Source organism: Achromobacter sp. JD417 (assembly GCF_041879325.1).
Lineage (GTDB): Bacteria > Pseudomonadota > Gammaproteobacteria > Burkholderiales > Burkholderiaceae_B > Achromobacter > Achromobacter mucicolens.
This window is the reverse complement of the sequence record NZ_CP087159.1, coordinates 3,004,414-3,020,628: the sequence shown is the minus strand read 5'-3', so window position 1 is coordinate 3,020,628 and position 16,215 is coordinate 3,004,414. Positions and strand designations below refer to the sequence as shown.

Sequence of the window (16,215 nt, the reverse complement as noted above, 5' to 3'; positions counted from 1 at the left end):
TTGCAAGGTCAGTCCACCCGCCACCACCCCGGCAACAGCCCGCGCACCTTGGCGCGCCGATAGCGGTCATCGATGAGGTGCACGGTGCCCTCATCGTGTTCGGTCCGGATAACCCGGCCGGCCGCCTGCACCACCTTCTGCATGCCCGGGTACAGGTACGTGTAGTCGTACCCGTTCTCCTCGCCATAGCGCATGTCCATGGCGCGCTTCATGTTCTCGTTCACCGGATTGACCTGCGGCAGGCCCAGCGTCGCAATGAAGGCGCCGATCAGCCGCTTGCCCGGCAGGTCCACGCCTTCCGAGAACGCGCCGCCCAGCACCGCAAACCCCACGCCCTGCCCCGTTTCCGTAAACCGCGCCAGGAAGGCCGCCCGCCCCGGCTCGTCCATGCCCGGCGTCTGCAACCAGATCGGTACCTGCGGATGGCGCTCCCGCATCAGGTCGGCCACGCGCTTCAGGTAATCGAAGCTGCTCAGGAAACCCAGGTAATTGCCGGGCCGCTCGGCGTACTGCCGGGCGATCAGGTCCGCGATGGGCGCCAGCGAACGTTCGCGATCGCGAAAGCGCGTGGACACGTTGCCCACGACGCGCACCGCCAGCTGGTTGGCCTTGAACGGCGCAGCCACATCGATCCACGGGGTGTCCTTGGGCAGGCCCAACGTGTCCCGGTAGAACCGCTGCGGACTCAGCGTGCCGGAAAACAGCACCGTCGCGTGCGCCGCGGCATGCCGGGCGGCCAGGTACGGCGCGGGAATCACATTGCGCACGCACAGCATCGAAGGCGCGGTCTTGGCGCTGCTGACGCCGGCGTTGCCAAGCGTCACATCGAATAGCGCGTGCGAGCCGAACTGCTCGGCCAACCGCATGAAATGCAACGCCTCGAAATAGAACCCCAGCAAGGGATCGTCCTGCGGCAGCGGCGTCTGGCCGATGAATTCGGTGATGGCGGCCACCGCCTTCTGCACCGCCGTCAGCACGCCGGCTGGCGCGGCATCGTAGGCCTGATAGCGTTCGGCCTGCTTCTTGTTCAGCGCGTTCCAGGAACGGTGCAGCCCGTCCAGCGACTTCTTGAGCGCCTTGGGCGCCGCGAACCGCGCGGCGGTCAGCCGGTTCTGGTCGAGTTCGCCGGTGTACATGCGCCGCGCACGATCCACCAGGTTATGGGCCTCGTCGACCAGCACGGCCACCTTCCATTGATGCGCCTGCGTCAGCGCATGCAGCATGGCCGTGGCGTCGTAGTAGTAGTTGTAGTCGCCCACCACCACGTCGCTCCAGCGTATCAGCTCCTGCGACAGGTAGTAGGGACACACATCGTGTTCCAGCGCGGTGGCGCGCACGGCGGGCGCGTCCAGCCGCGTGTATTCGAGCGCGGCGGCGCGAGCCTGCGGGAGGCGGTCGTAGAAGCCGCGCGCCAGCGGGCAGGAATCGCCATGGCAAGCCAGATCCGGATGCACGCAGCTTTTATCGCGCGCTTGCAGATCCAGAATGCGCAGGCCGGGCGCGGCCGGCTGGGCATTAACGGTTTCCAGCGCCTCTACCGCCAGCCCCCGGCCCGACCCCTTTGCCGCCAGGAAGAACACCTTGTCCAGGCCCGTGCCCGGACTGGCCTTGAGCAGCGGAAAGATCGTGCCCAGCGTCTTGCCGATGCCCGTGGGCGCCTGCGCCATCAGGCAGCGCCCATCGCGCGCCGTGCGGTACACGGCCACCGCCAGATCGCGCTGCCCGGCCCGGAACTCGCCATGCGGAAACGACAACGTCTCCAGCGCTGCGTCACGCGCCTGCCGGTGCGCGAGTTCGGTCTTGGCCCACGCCAGGAAACGCTCGCATTGCAGCTGGAAGAACGCGGCCAGGTCCGCCGCCTGGTGGGTCTCCACCAGCACGGTCTCTTCCTCGGTCGCCACGTTGTAGTACACCAGCGCCACCCGCACGTCGGCCAGGCCACGCGCCTGGCACAGCAGATGGCCGTACACCTTTGCCTGCGCCCAATGCACCACGCGGTGGTTCTCGCGCACGCTGTCGAACTGCCCGCGGTACGTCTTGATCTCTTCGAGCTGGTTGGCGGCAGAGTCGTAGCCATCAGCACGCCCGCGCACCAGCAGGTCACCGAACACGCCCGACAGCGACACTTCGGTTTCGTAGTCCGGCCCGCGCCGCCCTGTCACGGCCGCATGGCCAGCCATGCCTTCCAGGCCGCTGGGCGCGGGCGTGAAACGCAAGTCCAGATCCCCCGCCCGCGCCGTGAACTCGCACAACGCCCGCACCGCCACCGCATAGCTCATGCGGCCTCCTGCAACCAGCTCACGTGGCACACGCGCACTGGCATGCCGTGCGCGACGCAATATTGCAGCCAGCGGATCTGGTTGTCCTGCAGCTTGTCGCCCGGCCCCTTCACCTCGATCAGTTCATAGCGGCGCTCGGCGGGCCAGAAGCGCACCAGATCGGGCAGACCGGTGCGGTTGCCCTTGACGTCGCGCAGCAGCCGCGTGAAGAAAAGCTTCAGGTGCGCGGCCGGCAGGCAATCCAGCGCCTGCCCCAGCAACGCTTCGGACAAGGCGCCCCAAAACACAAAGGGCGACTGCAGGCCCGCCTTGTCCGCATAACGCTGCAGAATCACGTCCCGGTAAGCCGGCGAGTCAAGGAGGGCCAGGCAGGCCTCGAACTGCGCCTGACGACGGGCATGAAAATCCGGCGCTTCCAGATCCGCCGGACCGCGTTGGAACGGGTGAAAGAAAGCGCCCGGCAGCGGTGCGAACACGGCCGGCCAGCACAGCAATCCGAATAGCGAATTGATCAGCGCGTTCTCGACATAGTGCACCGGCGCGTCGTCGTGATGCAGGTGATCGCGCGTCACGTATTCAACCGCGGACGGTTGCGCCGGGCGGGCCAGCGCCAGGTCCGTGCGCGGCAGGATCGGTGCCGCGGCGCGTGCCGCCGCGCCTTGCCCCAGCCCGCGCCGCAGCCGCGGCATCATGCGTGCCACGCGCTGGCTCTCTTCCTCGCTTTCGGGCGCGCTGGCGGCTTGCTGGGCCAGCGCCATGGCGTCTTCGAAGCGCTGCATCCTTTCGTACACGCGGATGCGCCGATGCCGCGCGCCGGGATAGCCGCAGGCCGCGTACACGCGCTGGGCGGCTTCCCAGTCCTGCGCCCGCTCGCAGGCTTGACCGATGCGCAGCAACACCTTGGCGCGGCGCTTTTCCAGCCATGCGTTGCCGCTGATGCACGCCTGCGCCGCCTGCAACAGATCGTCCACCGCCCCGCCCTCGTCCAGCGCCTGGCGGCAGGCGTGCAGCGCCAGATAGCAATCCACGTCCGCCCGCGTCTGAAAGGCCCGCGACGCCGCATCGAACGGCACCGTTTCGTACTGGAACACGCCCAGGTCCGCCAGCACGAACTCCGACCAATCCTGATGCAGATTGCCGAAGAACATGAGGCGCAGGCGTTCGCAACGGTCCGCCACCATCACACGCCAGACGGCTTCAGCGGATTGCGGCGCCCAATCGCGGAATGGCCGGGCTTGCGTCAGATCGGCGCGCAGCGATTCAAGCATGTCGGCCTTGCGCACGCCCGGCCTGGCTGCCGCGTGCGAGGCGAACACCCGGCAGAGCTCGGGCTTGGTCAACAGCACGAACAGCTCATCCAGCGCCATCGGCGCGCGCCGGTCCAGCCACCCCAGCGCTTCGAGAGGCCGGGCGGCTGCCTCGACGGCCGGGATCTCTTCGTACACCAGCCGGCTGGCGCGAAACCATGGTCCGCGCCGCATCAGCATGCGCACCATCAACGCCTGAGACGCCTGCGGCAACGCCGCGAAGTCCGCCAGAAAGCGGCAATCGTCCTCGTCCAGCAGATCGGTGTAACGGTCCGAGACCCACGCCAGCGCGCGCTGGAAATTGTGCAGATAGTAGTAACGGTGCGGGGGCAACATCGGCGGCGGCCGGCTGGACTGTTTATTTATCCAGTAATCATAGCAGGCCGGCAGTCTTCGCTGAACCGCAGGCCCGGGGCCGTCCGGCAACCCGCCGCCCGTCCCAAACTGCCCCCACCGCCTCCCGCGCAGGGAAAACTCGGCAGGCCGGCGGCTCATCTACTCACCCATGAAAAACGGCGCCGGAAAGCCTGTGCTCTCCGGCGCCGTTTGCCGTCCCGCCGGCCAAGCGGCGGGACAGTCAATCACGACATCGTCACATCACTGCGCGCGCACCGGTTGCGGCGCCGCGCCGACCTCCTTGCGGACCTTGGCAACGTCGGACGCGCTGACCGCCGCGCCCTTATTGCCCCAGCTCGACCGGACAAAGCTCACGACATCGGCAACTTCCTTGTCGGTCATGCGCCAGTCGAAGCCCGGCATCGCGTACGCGGTAGGCGCCGAGGCCGTGCCCGGCATCTGCGCGCCCTTGAGCACGATGTGGATCAGCGAGGCCGGATCGGCCGAGTTGACCGTCGAGCTCAATGCCAGTTGCGGGAACGTTTCGGTATAGCCCTTGCCCGTGCTGCGATGGCAGGCCGCGCAGTTGTTCAGGAAGGCCATCGCGCCGTCGCTCTTGTCCTTGCCGGACCGCAGCGCTTGCGCCACCGTTTCGTCATAGGCCAGCGGCTTGGTCGCGTCCTTGTTCACGGGCGGCAGGCTCTTCAGGTACACCGCGATGGCGTTCAGGTCGGCATCGGTCAGGTGCTGGGTGCTGTCCTCAACCACCTGGGCCATGCCGCCAAACGCCGCCGAATGGCCGTTGCGGCCGGACTTCAGGAAGGTCGCAATATCCTCCTTGCTCCAGCTGCCCAGGCCGTCGGTCGCGTCGCCGCGCAGGTTCTTGGCCAGCCAGCCTTCCACCACGCCGCCCGACAGGAAGGCCGAGCCGTCCGCGTCGGTCAGCGCCTTTTCCTGCAAGGCCACGCCGCGCGGCGTGTGGCAGGTGCTGCAATGGCCCAGGCCCTCGACGAGGTACTGGCCGCGCAGCAGCGCCTGCTTGTCCGCGCCGCTCGTGTTCACCGTGACAGGCGCCGTCGCAACGTCAGGCGCGAACATCCAGCGCCACACCGTCAGCGGCCAGCGCATGGACATCGGCCAGACGATGTCGGTGTCCTTGTTCTCCTGCTTCACGGGCTCGACGCCGTGCATGAAGTAGGCGTACAGGGCCTTCACATCCTCGGGCGTGACGTTGGCGTACGCGGTGTAAGGCATGGCCGGGTACAGCGAATGTCCGTCCTTGGCCACGCCGTGGCGCACGGCCCGGTCGAAGTCCTCGTACGAATAATTGCCGATGCCCGTTTCCTTGTCCGGCGTGATGTTCGTCGAATAGATCATGCCCAGCGGCGAATCGATGCCCAGGCCGCCGGCAAAGGGCTTGCCGCCCTTGGCCGTGTGGCAGGCGATACAGTCGCCGGCGCGCGACAGGTATTCGCCCTGCTTGATCATCTGCGCGTCGCTGGACGCCGGCGTGCCGTCGGCCGCGAACGCGGCGCTGGCAACGAGGGCCGAGAAGGCCGCAACAATGGTGTGCTTGATCATTGTTCCGTCTCCTTAAGCCTGGACCAGCGGGCCGGGGTTCTTCAGGTACTGGTCGCGAATCGCCTGCGCCGCCCAGTAGGCCAGCGCGCCGACCAGACCGGTCGGGTTGTAGCCCATGTTCTGCGGGAACACGCAGGCGCCCATCACGAACACGTTCGGCACGTCCCAGCTCTGCAGGTACTTGTTGACGACGCTTTCCTTCGGGTTGCTGCCCATGATGGCGCCGCCCGTGTTGTGCGTGCTCTGGTAGACCCGCGTGTCGTAGTGCGAACCCTTCTTGCGCACGCCCACGAAATACTTCTCGGGGTTCATCGCCTTCGCCACGGTCTCCATGCGCTTGCCCATGTAGCCCAGCATGTCGAACTCGTTGTCGTGCCAATCGAACGTCATGCGCAAGAGCGGCTGGCCGTAGGCATCCTTGTAGGTCGGATCCAGCGACAGATAGGCGTCGCGGTACGACATCACCGAACCCGAAATGCCGATCGTCATGTAACGCTGGTACGCATCCTGCACGCCGGCCTTCCAGGCCGTGCCCCAGGTCGCGGTGCCCGGCGGCGTGGGCGTCTGCTTGATGGGACGGCCGCCCGTGCGCACATGGCGAATGCTGGCGCCGCCCAGGAAACCCAGCGGCCCGTGGTCGAACTGGTCGCCGTTCAGGTCGTCCATGCCCACGCCGCCCGCGCCCGTGCCGACGAAAGGATTGAGCTGCGTGCCCTTGGGCAACAGCACATTGACCCCACCGTTCATCTGGTAGGCGTAGTTCTTGCCCACCACGCCTTCGTTGGTCTTCGGGTCATAGGGCTTGCCGATGCCCGACAGCAGCAACAGGCGCACATTGTGCATCTGGTAGGCCGACAGGATCACCAGATCCGCGGGCTGATCGATTTCGTTGCCGTCCGCGTCGATGTACGTTACGCCCACGGCCTTCTTGCCGGTCGAATCCAGATTGACCTTGATGACCTGCGAACGCGTGCGCAGCTCGAAATTCGGCTTCTTCAGCAGCACCGGCAAAATGGTGGTCTGAGGCGAGGCCTTCGAATACATGTAGCAGCCGTAGTTCTCGCAGAAGCCACAGAAATTGCAGGGGCCAAGACGCACGCCGTACGGGTTGGTGTACGGGCCCGACGCGTTGGCGGCCGGCGTGGGATACGGGTTGAAGCCGACTTCGCGCGCGGCTTTCTCGAACAGCGATGCGCCGTGGGTCGTGGCCAGCGGCGGCAGCGGATATTCCTTGCTGCGCTTGCCTTCCAGCGGGTTGCCGCCTTCGACGATCTTGCCGTTCAGGTTGCCGGCCTTGCCCGAGGTGCCACAGACATACTCGAACTTGGAGAAGTACGGCTCCAGTTCGTCGTAGGTCACGCCGAAGTCCTGGATGGTCATGCCTTCCGGAATGAACTTCTTGCCGTAGCGCGTTTCGTAGCGCGTGCGCAGTTCCAGTTCTTCGGGCAGCACACGGTAGTGCATGCCGTTCCAGTGAAAGCCCGCGCCGCCCACGCCCGTTCCCAACAGGAACGAACCGTTCTGGCGGTACGGCACGGCCACGTCGTCCACGTTGTGGCGGATCGTGACGGTTTCCTTGGACAGGTCCTGGAACAGATAGCCGCGAACCGAATACTTCAGCTCGTCGATCACCTTGGGATACTCGGCGTCCTTGGGCGTGTCCTGCATGCCGCCGCGCTCCAGCGCCAGCACCTGCAGGCCCGCTTCGGTCAGCTCCTGGCCCAGAATGGCGCCCGTCCAGCCGAACCCGACCAATACTGCATCAACTTTGTCTTTCTTGATCGCCATGATTTAACCCTTCTCCCCAGAGATCGACACGGGGCCATAGGGGTACTTGACGTTTGGCTGGTCCGCCCAGTCCATGAAGTCGGCGCGCGCGCCGGGAAAGCCCACCATCTTCCAGCCCACCATGCCCTTGTTGCCGCCATAGATCGGGTCGGCGAAAAAGCCTTCCTTCGTGTTGGCAAGCAGGAAGCTGAAGAACGTCTTGGACGGCACGGACTCGAACGCGATCTTGCCGGACTGCAGGTCCTTCAGGATCTGCTCTTGCAAGGCCTTGTCCAGCTCGGCATACGCCTTGCCGTGCGTCTTCACGCAGAAGGCGTCACAGGCCTTGATGCCGTTGCGATAGACCTGACGGGGATTCTGGTCGAGCTGGTAGCCCAGTTCCGGCGCTTGATCGGTGTGGAACGGCCCCTCCATGTACCACAGCTTGCCGTGGCCAAAGGGCGTTTCCATCTGACGATCGATGAACTCCGGCACGCCGGCCGCGATGGCGCCTGGACCGTACTCGTCGGCGGGAATCAGATGATCCACCGCAGCAACGATGAAGGCCCATTCGGCCTTGGTGAAATAGGTGGGCTCGTACGGCTTGGCCGCCTTTGCGGCATTGCCGTCGGCGGCGTTGGTACAGCCGACGGTCAGGCCGCCGACCGCCAGCGTCGACGCTGGCACAATGGCCATCGCCTGCAGAAACCGCCGGCGCGGTTGTGCGTCATCAGTCATGGACATCTCCGTGAATATTCCAAGTTGTCCTAGCGCGCTACCGAACATGCAACCTGGAAACACGAACTGCCCGAGCTAGTGACAACACGCTCTTTTCTTGCTCAAGATCAAGACTGCTCTTTGAAAAGGGACGTAAGAGCAGGTGTGGGCATTATGCGCTTCTGATCCGCTCGTTCGACCGTATCAGATGGAATTTCTTGACGTGGAAAAGTCTTTTGCATTAAGGACAACGTAAGACCACTACAAATGCATTGCTTTCTGACAGCAAGGTGAACAAAAGGCCATCTCCGACCGTCCAGTACAATCCGCGTTTGGCGACGTTGTGATCGCCCATCTGTCTGGACCCCAAGCATGTTGCGCCTGTCTGAAATCAAGCTGCCGTTGAACCACACGCCCGAGGAACTGCCCGCGGCAATCCTCAACAAACTGGGCATCCCGGCCAGCGACCTGAACGGCTTCACCATCTTCCTGCGCAGCTACGACGCGCGCAAGAAGCACAACATCCTGCTCATCTATGCGCTGGATGTCGACGTGGCCAACGAAGCCGCAATCCTCGAGCGCTTTCACGACGACCGCAACGTCAAGCCGTCTCCGGACACCGAATACAAATTCGTCGCCCAGGCCCCCGCCACGCTGGCCAAGCGCCCCGTCGTCATCGGCACCGGCCCCTGTGGCCTCTTTGCCGGCCTGGTCCTGGCGCAAATGGGCTTCAAGCCCATCATCCTGGAACGCGGCAAGGCCGTGCGCGAACGCACCAAGGACACCTGGGGCCTGTGGCGCAAGCGCATCCTGAATCCCGATTCCAACGTTCAATTCGGCGAAGGCGGCGCGGGCACGTTCTCGGACGGCAAGTTGTACAGCCAGATCAAGGACCCCAAGCACTACGGCGAAAAGGTCCTGAAGGAATTCGTCCTGGCCGGCGCGCCCGAGGAAATCCTTTACGTCAGCAAACCCCACATCGGCACATTCCGCCTGGTCGGCATGGTCGAAGTCATGCGCGACACCATCACCAAGCTGGGCGGCGAAGTCCGCTTCTCCAGCCGGGTTGAAACCCTGCACCGCGAGAACGGCAAGGTCACCGGCGTCACGTTGGCCAACGGCGAACACATCGAAGCCGACCACGTCGTCCTGGCCATCGGCCACAGTGCCCGCGACACCTTCCAGATGCTGCTGGACCAGGGCGTCTTCATGGAAGCCAAGCCCTTCTCCATCGGCTTTCGGATTGAACACCCGCAATCGCTCATCGACCGCGCACGCTTCGGCCCCAACGCCGACCATCCGATCCTGGGCGCCGCCGACTACAAGCTGGTGCATCACGCCAGCAACGGCCGCTCCGTCTACAGCTTCTGCATGTGCCCGGGCGGCACGGTTGTCGCGGCCACGTCCGAGCCCAACCGCGTCGTCACCAACGGCATGAGCCAGTATTCGCGCAACGAGCGCAATGCCAACGCCGGGATCGTCGTGGGGATTTCGCCGGAAGTCGACTATCCGGAGCACGTGCTGGCTGGCGTCGATTTTCAGCGCAAGTGGGAATCGCAGGCATTTGAGCTGGGCGGCCGCGACTACAGCGCGCCGGGGCAGTTGGTGGGCGACTTTCTGGAAGGCCGGGCCTCGACGGAATTCGGTAAGGTGCTGCCCTCGTACACGCCTGGCGTTCATCTGACCGATCTGGCCACCGCCCTGCCCGACTTCGCCATCACCGCGATCCGCGAGGCCCTGCCTGCGTTCGACAAGACCATCAAGGGCTTCAACATGCCCGACGCCGTACTGACCGGCGTCGAAACCCGCACGTCTTCGCCTATCCGCATCAAGCGCGATAACGACACGCTGCAGAGCATCAACACGCAGGGGTTGTTCCCGGCCGGTGAAGGCGCGGGTTACGCGGGCGGGATTCTGTCAGCGGGGGTCGACGGGATCAAAATCGCCGAGGCTGTGGCGTTGAGCATCATGGGCCGTCAGGGGTAAGCAGGCTCGCCGCCGCGCGCCATCGCGTTCATTCAGATGGCCGCGTCTGCGTCAGCCCCGTGGGCGGCCCATCAATTGCCGTCCACCCTGCATCCACCGCCAGGCTGCTGCCCGAGATATAGCTCGCGGCATCCGACGCCAGAAACGCCACGGCCGCACCCACCTCGGACGGCTGGCCCCAGCGATTCAGCACCGTATGGCCGGCATACGTGTTGTAGATGTCGGGACGTTCCTTCAGCGGCTCGGTCAGACGGGTCTCGATGATGCTGGGCATCACTGCGTTGACGCGCACGCCGTTGGGGCCGACCTCCGCCGCGAACGCCTTGACCATCTGCTCGATGCCCGCCTTCGTGGCGGCGTAAATGCCCAGGCCGGGCTCGATCGTCACGGCACGCATCGACGAACACAGGATCATGCTGCCCGCGCCCTGCTTCATCATCGGCCGTCCGAAGTGGCGCATGAAGTGAAACGCGCCGCGAAGATTCAGGTTCACCACCTGATCGAACTCGTCTTCCGTGTAATCGACGATGAGCTTGCGGATGTTCAGCGCGGGCGTCGCCACCGCGATGTCGATCCTTTTTTTCTCGTCCACAACCCTGGCGGCCAACTGCGCGATGGACTCGCCGCTGGCGGCATCGGTCTGCATCCAGTTCGCCGCGCCGCCGCCGTCGATGATCTGCTGCGCCGTGGCCTGCGCGCCAAGCTCGTCGCGGTCCGCGCACATCACGTAGGCGCCCATCGCACCCAATGCGTGCGCCGACGCTTGCCCGATGCCGGAAGCGGCGCCGAGTACGACTGCGGTTTTGCCTTGGAGACTGAATAGTTGGGGGTAGTTGGTCATGAAGCTTCGATGAAGACTGTTATGGATACGGATTGGCTTGCTGCGGCCGTCGGACTGCTCAAAATGGACTCGGACCGCTCGCGGAGGCCATCCGACTGCACAGGGCCCAAACGCTTGGCTATTATCCTTGCATGATCCAAGCTCCGCCCATCGCCATCGCAGCGCAGATTGATGACGCCAGACGCGTCATCGAACGCCATCTCGGAACCCGCCTTGCCGCCATCCATCTGTTCGGCTCTGCGGTCGCCGGCGGGTTGCAGCCTCACAGCGATATCGACCTGCTCGTCACCGTGACTGAGCCGCCCGACACGGCAACGCTCCATGCTTTGGCGCTGGAACTACTGACGGTCTCCGCACCGCCGGGCCAGTCGCCCAGTTTGCGCGCGCTTGAAGTCACCGTGATGACGCTTCAGCACGCCGTGCCTTGGCGTCACCCGGCCCGGCGAGAGCTTCAGTTTGGCGAATGGCTGCGCGAGGATTTGCTGGCGGGCATCGTGGAGCCGCCCATGCAAGACCACGACCTTGCCATCGTTCTGACGAAGGTGTTGGGCCACAGCATTCCGGTCTTCGGCCCGCCCGCCGACCAGCTTTTTGAAGCCGTTCCGCGCCAAGATCTGACGCGGGCGCTGCTCGACACCGTTGCCCAATGGAACCAGCCGGAAGACTGGGCGGACGACGAGCGGAACATCATCCTGGCACTGGCGCGTATCTGGTACACGGCTGTGACGGGGGAAATCGCATCAAAGTCAGACGCGGCGACGTGGTTGCTGGAAAGGATCGACCCACCCCATCGGCCGATCCTCAGCAAGGCGCACGCGATCTACCTTGGACGAGCCACGGACGATCTGGCGGAACGGCGCGCGAGGGAAACGGCCGCGTTCATCGCTTACGCGCGCCGCGCTGTTGAAAGGACTTGCGCCGCTGGTTGAGCGGCGGATGTAAAAAAGCCGGCATCAGCCGGCTTGGTTGACTTAGCGCGCCATACCGATCTGCAGCACTGACGGGTCGCGCTGCATGTACCGATTAATGATCTGGCTCAGAATCGGGTTGCCAGCGTTCTCCGCCTTCGGCGCCGTCAGGCTGATCACGGCCGCGCACAGCTTGCCCGCCTGAACGGTGTGCCCCTTCACATCGGCCTGCACCGTCGCCGCCAAGGCCTTTTTCCAGGCCGCGCCAACCCCATCGACCGCCTGCTGCGCAACGCCGCAATCCGAGTAGGACAGCGAAAGCACCACCGCAGGCACGTCCTTGACCTGCACGTCCGCAATGATGCCGCCAAAGTAAGGCGGAATGCCTTCGTTGCTGGATGCCGCAGCTGCTTGAAGCTTCTGCTTCGCCCCCTCAAAGTCGGCCGGGGAAGCCATCATCACCGCTGCCGGATCCACCCCTTGCAACCCAAACACGGGCGAGATGACAGCCGCCTGCACGATCCGCCCGCCATCCGAAGGCACCGCCTCCTTCAGCCCGGCAATGGAAGCCGCCACGATCTCGCTGTCCGCAACGGAAGGCTTGGGCTGAGACAACGCCTTCATGCCCGAGGGCGCCGCTGCCTGCACCAACGCCGTATCGAGCGGCAGCACAAAGGTCGGCATACCCATCGTGCCTCGCCAGGGCTGCTGCCCGGTGGCCTTGGTCAGATCGGGTTTATTGGGCTCGCCGTTTGCCATCAATCCGGCCACATCGCCGTCCACGGGCTTGAAGTCTGCCTGCTTCAGACGATCGGCAAACTTGTCCGCCGCCTGCTTGTCCTTCACGCCCCAGTAGGTGACATTGCTGGGAGACTGGCCGAAGCCGCCGAAATAGGACAGCTCATCCAAGGAGATATGTGCGCTCTCGGACCATTTATCCAACCCGTAGCCCATCGACTGAAGCGGCGTGATCGCCTGCGCGATCGACAATCTGCGCATGCCGTCGGCGGAAGGCCCGGCCTTCTCCAGGCTACGCCAGGCTTGAACGTCCAGGAACACGAACTGCATGGCCTCGGGCGCCGTCAACACCAACTGTGGCACCTGCTTCAAGGCCTGCTGCAAGGTCTGCGTGCTGTCTTGTGCAGCCACCGATGTCCCGCAAATTGTCATCAAGCCAAGTGCAAGGGCCTTTAAGCGCATCCGATCTCTCCCCGTCTGTCGTAGCTGAATTGCGATCGGGGAGTATATCAATGGTCAGTCACCAATTAAAAAGCTGGCAGTTACGCGCGGTTGCGGGGCATTTCAATACTGTTCGTGCGGCATCGGCGACTCGACCTCCGCAACTGCAGACCCTCTCGCCATGCCCCTGCACCGCGTTCGCTTTACGTGGAATCCACCAAAACGAAAACGGGCGCGGCCATGGCCGCGCCCGTTACTGGCTCGTCAACGCGTCATTGATATGACGGGCGACGACCTTGGGAGTAAGAAATCACTCCCACTCGATCATAAATAGTCAAAAAACAACCATATAAATCAACGTCTTACCAAAGGCATCTCTATAAGTGCCATGAACAATACCACGCTCAGCTCCACAGCACTTGGATGACGCCAAGGCTTCAGGGCAACCTCGCAGCGCCCTGACGCTGCCGAAGGCTGTCCGCCCAGGCCGCCAAGGTATCAATCTCCGCTGTCAGTGTCTCTGGCCTCGGCAGCGGGCGGTTCAACGCAGCGGCGGCGCTGTGCAGCAGCTCGGAACAGCGGCCAAAGCCGTCACGCATGGCCTCGCAGTCGGGAACCGTGATCGCGGTCAGCTTGACCAAGCCAGGCGTCTTCACTTCGTTGGACAGCCGCCGGATGACGTGCCCGACAGCTTCTTCAACCGCGATCTCCCACGTATCGCGCAACGTCGCGGCGATGAATTTGACGGACTTTCGCCACTCGTCTTGATTGCCTTGCTCGAAATGGTAGCGTTCACCGGCAAGCTGATTGCTCAGACTTGTGGTGATGTCACTGACCCGACGCGCTTTGAATGGCGGCTCGCTGCGGCAGAAGCCTGCCTTGTCAGCACCTCGGCTGATGGAGCTAATCGCAACCGGCGGCTTTGGCTGCGCATCGTCAGCCGCGCGGTTCAGCTCGAACAGAAACGCAAGATCATGGGTGAAGACGATGACCTGGCGATGAGCGGCCTCAGCAACCAGGCGTTTAGCTACGGCCTCCCGGTGCATGTGGTCGAGCGAGGAAACGGGATCGTCAAAGACGATGCCAGACTTGTTTTCGGTGGTGGCGAGTTCGGCCATGAACGCGGCCAAGGCAACGCAGCGATGCTCGCCCTCGCTCAAAACCTGTCCCACCGCAGCCGTGGGCTTCCGTGTAAGTGCGACCTTGAAGCGAGGGATGCCCTGAACGCTGTTTTGCTGTCGAAGCTCCACAGCGAGGCCAGCAATCTCGAAGCTCGCCACCTCGCGAGCAAATTGCGCGCGTAGCGCGTCCGTCACCAAAGCCTGAGCGATCTCGGTGCTCTTGGTGGTGACGCGGTTGGTAGCAGTGTCCCGCTGGGCCGTCTCAAGCAGTGCGATTTTCTTCTGTCGTTCGATTTCGGCGAGAACATCGGCTTTGATGCCACCAAGCCATTGCCGATCCACAAGCTCGGCCTTTTCGGTAAGCAAGGCGGCGCGAGCTGGAGAGCCAGCCTCCGCGGCAAGGGCGTTCGCCCGAGTCTCGATGCCCGCTGCTTGATCGACCAGTGCCTGACGCGAATATTCCGTAACGGGCACGTCAATAGCGGCGCTTGGATTTGCGTGGCGTCGCCTGATCTGGCGATGACGCCACAGGGCGCGAAGGGTCGCGCCCCTGATCTCCATCGCCAAGGCATCCTGGCGCAGTTCGTCGCGGACGGTTGCCACAATGTTCGCCAGCTCGGCCAACGAAACAGCCTCACCCTTGAACGTTGCCAGCGCCCTGTCGTATGCGACGCGCGCAGCGTCGGCACGTTGCTGGCTGTCGTCGCGCACAAAAGCCTCGAAGCGATTGAGCCGATCAGCGGCGACGGGCGTCAATTCCTGCTGGCAAAGCACGCATACGCTGCCGGGGTCTGTGACGGGGAATCGCCGTTCGGGATAGGCTTCCGCATCAGAAAACGCTCGGGCACTGGCCCATAGCGCTTGCCAAACCTCCGACCCAATCTGCGGCAACGGTTCGTCGCGGAAAAGCGCACTGGAAGCAGCTTCTGCCGCCCGGCGTGCGGCATCGCTATCAACGGCAAGGCGGCGCAGGTTATTGGCGGAATCGTCGCTGATTGAAGCAAATAGCCGATCCAGGCGCGCAATGTGCCCGTCAACCTTGGCCTTCATCGCCGCAAGCTGGCGCGCCGCGCGAGCCGGATCACCTGCCAGGTCCGCCGTGAGCTGCGCCAATCGGTCTTGCTCTGCTTGCGTGAGCGCTGCCAACGCTTCGACCGTCGCCGGCGCAGTGTTGGCGGTGATTCGGGCCATGAGCTTGCCGACCGCTGTGTCCCGGCTGCATGCCGGGGTCCTGATCGCTTCGGGCGTTTGCGCCTTTATCTGCGCGATCTCGGCTGCCAGCTTATCCTTGACCGACTTGCAGAGCTGCGCCAGCGCACCTAGCAGCTTGAGCGGAAACGGCGTGTAAGCCACGTCATTCGTATCGTCCACGTGGACGTTCGCGGTACGGGAATCGAACACGCTGATGCCTGAAAGCGCGTTGTCGGCAGCCTGACCAAGCTGCCAAGCGCAAGTGCGGTTCTGGCCGCTGATCGCGTATTCAATAGTGGCGCTCGGCGTGCCTGGCGCAGCGTCATAGATGTCGGGGGCGATTTCCTCGGCTCGGCCAGACATACGGGCGCGACATACCTTCTTGAGAATCCGCGCGTAGCCGGATTTTCCCGATCCGTTGTCGCCATAGATGATCGTCAAACCGACGCGGTGGAGTGTCAGCCGTTGGTCGGGAGCCAGGGCGTTGACATGCCGAACTCCATGCACCTGCCGCAGATAGACCTCCCCCTGATCGCGGTTCGGGCCGCGAAGGTGCCCAGCTTCCAGCGGGACCGCCGGATTGTCGCCCTTGCAGATGGAAGCCAGCTCGTCGATCTCGGCCGACTCCAGAGCCGCTTGCGTTGCAAGTCGGCGCAGTGCGTCGCGCTGCCAGCCGGGACTATCAGCAGACCACGCAAGGATGTTGGCGAGCGCCTCTGCTTCCGTCGTCATAGACCTTTGCCTCGCGGTTCGCACTCGCTAGCTTTGCCAGTGCTCGCCAAGCGCCTGCTCACGGCTTCCGACAGCGTCTCACCAGGCCGCCAGCCGAACAGCTCGGAGATGCTTGCGCTCCTCGCGTGGCCAGGCGGTTCGAATTCGTAGCCGGCCGCGATCAATTCGGCCTCGACTTCCTCGGTGATGAAAAACGGCTCAGCCTGTTCTTCCTGATGAGTCTTCGTCATGCTGCTTCCTCCTGGCGTTCATCCTGGCCTACGGCCAGGG

The 16,215-nt window shown here is 64.1% G+C and carries 11 protein-coding genes; 2 read left to right on the top strand and 9 right to left on the bottom strand.

What is annotated here, in order from left to right; genetic code table 11:
* Window positions 1-8 precede the first annotated feature (8 nt).
* The 5 genes from LN047_RS13855 to LN047_RS13835 form a co-directional block, all read right to left on the bottom strand.
* Window positions 9-2,279, bottom strand: a complete 2,271-nt coding sequence (locus tag LN047_RS13855; protein WP_373982036.1) for an ATP-dependent DNA helicase — start codon at window positions 2,277-2,279, stop codon at window positions 9-11.
* Window positions 2,276-3,922, bottom strand: coding sequence for a VRR-NUC domain-containing protein (locus tag LN047_RS13850; RefSeq protein WP_373982035.1), 1,647 nt, complete (start codon window positions 3,920-3,922; stop codon window positions 2,276-2,278). Before LN047_RS13850 ends, LN047_RS13855 begins: the two co-directional genes overlap by 4 nt.
* A 261-nt stretch (window positions 3,923-4,183) precedes the next feature.
* The gene (locus tag LN047_RS13845; protein ID WP_373982034.1) at window positions 4,184-5,503 is read right to left on the bottom strand and encodes a cytochrome c; all 1,320 of its coding nucleotides are present in this window, start codon (window positions 5,501-5,503) and stop codon (window positions 4,184-4,186) included.
* A 12-nt stretch (window positions 5,504-5,515) separates the two neighbouring features.
* Complete coding sequence (locus LN047_RS13840) at window positions 5,516-7,291, bottom strand: GMC family oxidoreductase (RefSeq protein ID WP_373982033.1); 1,776 nt, start codon at window positions 7,289-7,291, stop codon at window positions 5,516-5,518.
* Window positions 7,292-7,294: 3 nt separating this feature from the next.
* A complete protein-coding gene (locus LN047_RS13835) occupies window positions 7,295-8,008 on the bottom strand; it encodes a gluconate 2-dehydrogenase subunit 3 family protein (protein ID WP_373982032.1) in 714 nt (237 codons plus the stop codon).
* A gap of 351 nt (window positions 8,009-8,359) precedes the next feature.
* Between LN047_RS13835 and LN047_RS13830 the strand changes: the two genes are divergently transcribed.
* Complete coding sequence (locus tag LN047_RS13830; protein WP_373982031.1) at window positions 8,360-9,973, top strand: NAD(P)/FAD-dependent oxidoreductase; 1,614 nt, start codon at window positions 8,360-8,362, stop codon at window positions 9,971-9,973.
* Window positions 9,974-10,001: 28 nt separating this feature from the next.
* Here the strand turns inward: LN047_RS13830 and LN047_RS13825 are convergent, their stop codons facing one another.
* Window positions 10,002-10,814, bottom strand: a complete 813-nt coding sequence (locus LN047_RS13825) for an SDR family NAD(P)-dependent oxidoreductase (RefSeq protein ID WP_373982030.1) — start codon at window positions 10,812-10,814, stop codon at window positions 10,002-10,004.
* A gap of 131 nt (window positions 10,815-10,945) precedes the next feature.
* Here LN047_RS13825 and LN047_RS13820 point away from each other — a divergent pair, with 131 nt between their 5' ends.
* Window positions 10,946-11,743 (top strand): aminoglycoside adenylyltransferase family protein, encoded by a 798-nt coding sequence (locus LN047_RS13820; protein ID WP_373982029.1) that lies wholly within the window; start codon window positions 10,946-10,948, stop codon window positions 11,741-11,743.
* Window positions 11,744-11,785: 42 nt separating this feature from the next.
* Here LN047_RS13820 and LN047_RS13815 read toward each other — a convergent pair whose 3' ends face one another.
* The 3 genes from LN047_RS13815 to LN047_RS13805 all read right to left on the bottom strand — a co-directional run bounded on the left by LN047_RS13815 (window position 11,786) and on the right by LN047_RS13805 (window position 16,175).
* Window positions 11,786-12,871: a hypothetical protein gene (locus LN047_RS13815; protein WP_373982028.1), complete on the bottom strand. Its 1,086-nt coding sequence runs from the start codon at window positions 12,869-12,871 to the stop codon at window positions 11,786-11,788.
* A 467-nt stretch (window positions 12,872-13,338) separates the two neighbouring features.
* Window positions 13,339-15,945 carry an AAA family ATPase gene (locus tag LN047_RS13810; protein WP_105803403.1) on the bottom strand — a complete coding sequence of 869 codons (2,607 nt, stop codon included), beginning with the start codon at window positions 15,943-15,945 and terminating at the stop codon, window positions 13,339-13,341.
* Window positions 15,942-16,175: a transcriptional regulator gene (locus tag LN047_RS13805; RefSeq protein WP_069078980.1), complete on the bottom strand. Its 234-nt coding sequence runs from the start codon at window positions 16,173-16,175 to the stop codon at window positions 15,942-15,944. Before LN047_RS13805 ends, LN047_RS13810 begins: the two co-directional genes overlap by 4 nt.
* Window positions 16,176-16,215: the final 40 nt, after the last annotated feature.

Coding starts and splice junctions, on each gene's coding strand:
- LN047_RS13810 (WP_105803403.1), bottom strand. CDS start 15,945: ATGACGACGGAAGCAGAGGCGCTCGCCAACATCCTTGCGTGGTCTGCT.
- LN047_RS13845 (WP_373982034.1), bottom strand. CDS start 5,503: ATGATCAAGCACACCATTGTTGCGGCCTTCTCGGCCCTCGTTGCCAGC.
- LN047_RS13840 (WP_373982033.1), bottom strand. CDS start 7,291: ATGGCGATCAAGAAAGACAAAGTTGATGCAGTATTGGTCGGGTTCGGC.
- LN047_RS13855 (WP_373982036.1), bottom strand. CDS start 2,279: ATGAGCTATGCGGTGGCGGTGCGGGCGTTGTGCGAGTTCACGGCGCGG.
- LN047_RS13835 (WP_373982032.1), bottom strand. CDS start 8,008: ATGACTGATGACGCACAACCGCGCCGGCGGTTTCTGCAGGCGATGGCC.
- LN047_RS13820 (WP_373982029.1), top strand. CDS start 10,946: ATGATCCAAGCTCCGCCCATCGCCATCGCAGCGCAGATTGATGACGCC.
- LN047_RS13830 (WP_373982031.1), top strand. CDS start 8,360: ATGTTGCGCCTGTCTGAAATCAAGCTGCCGTTGAACCACACGCCCGAG.
- LN047_RS13805 (WP_069078980.1), bottom strand. CDS start 16,175: ATGACGAAGACTCATCAGGAAGAACAGGCTGAGCCGTTTTTCATCACC.
- LN047_RS13825 (WP_373982030.1), bottom strand. CDS start 10,814: ATGACCAACTACCCCCAACTATTCAGTCTCCAAGGCAAAACCGCAGTC.
- LN047_RS13850 (WP_373982035.1), bottom strand. CDS start 3,922: ATGTTGCCCCCGCACCGTTACTACTATCTGCACAATTTCCAGCGCGCG.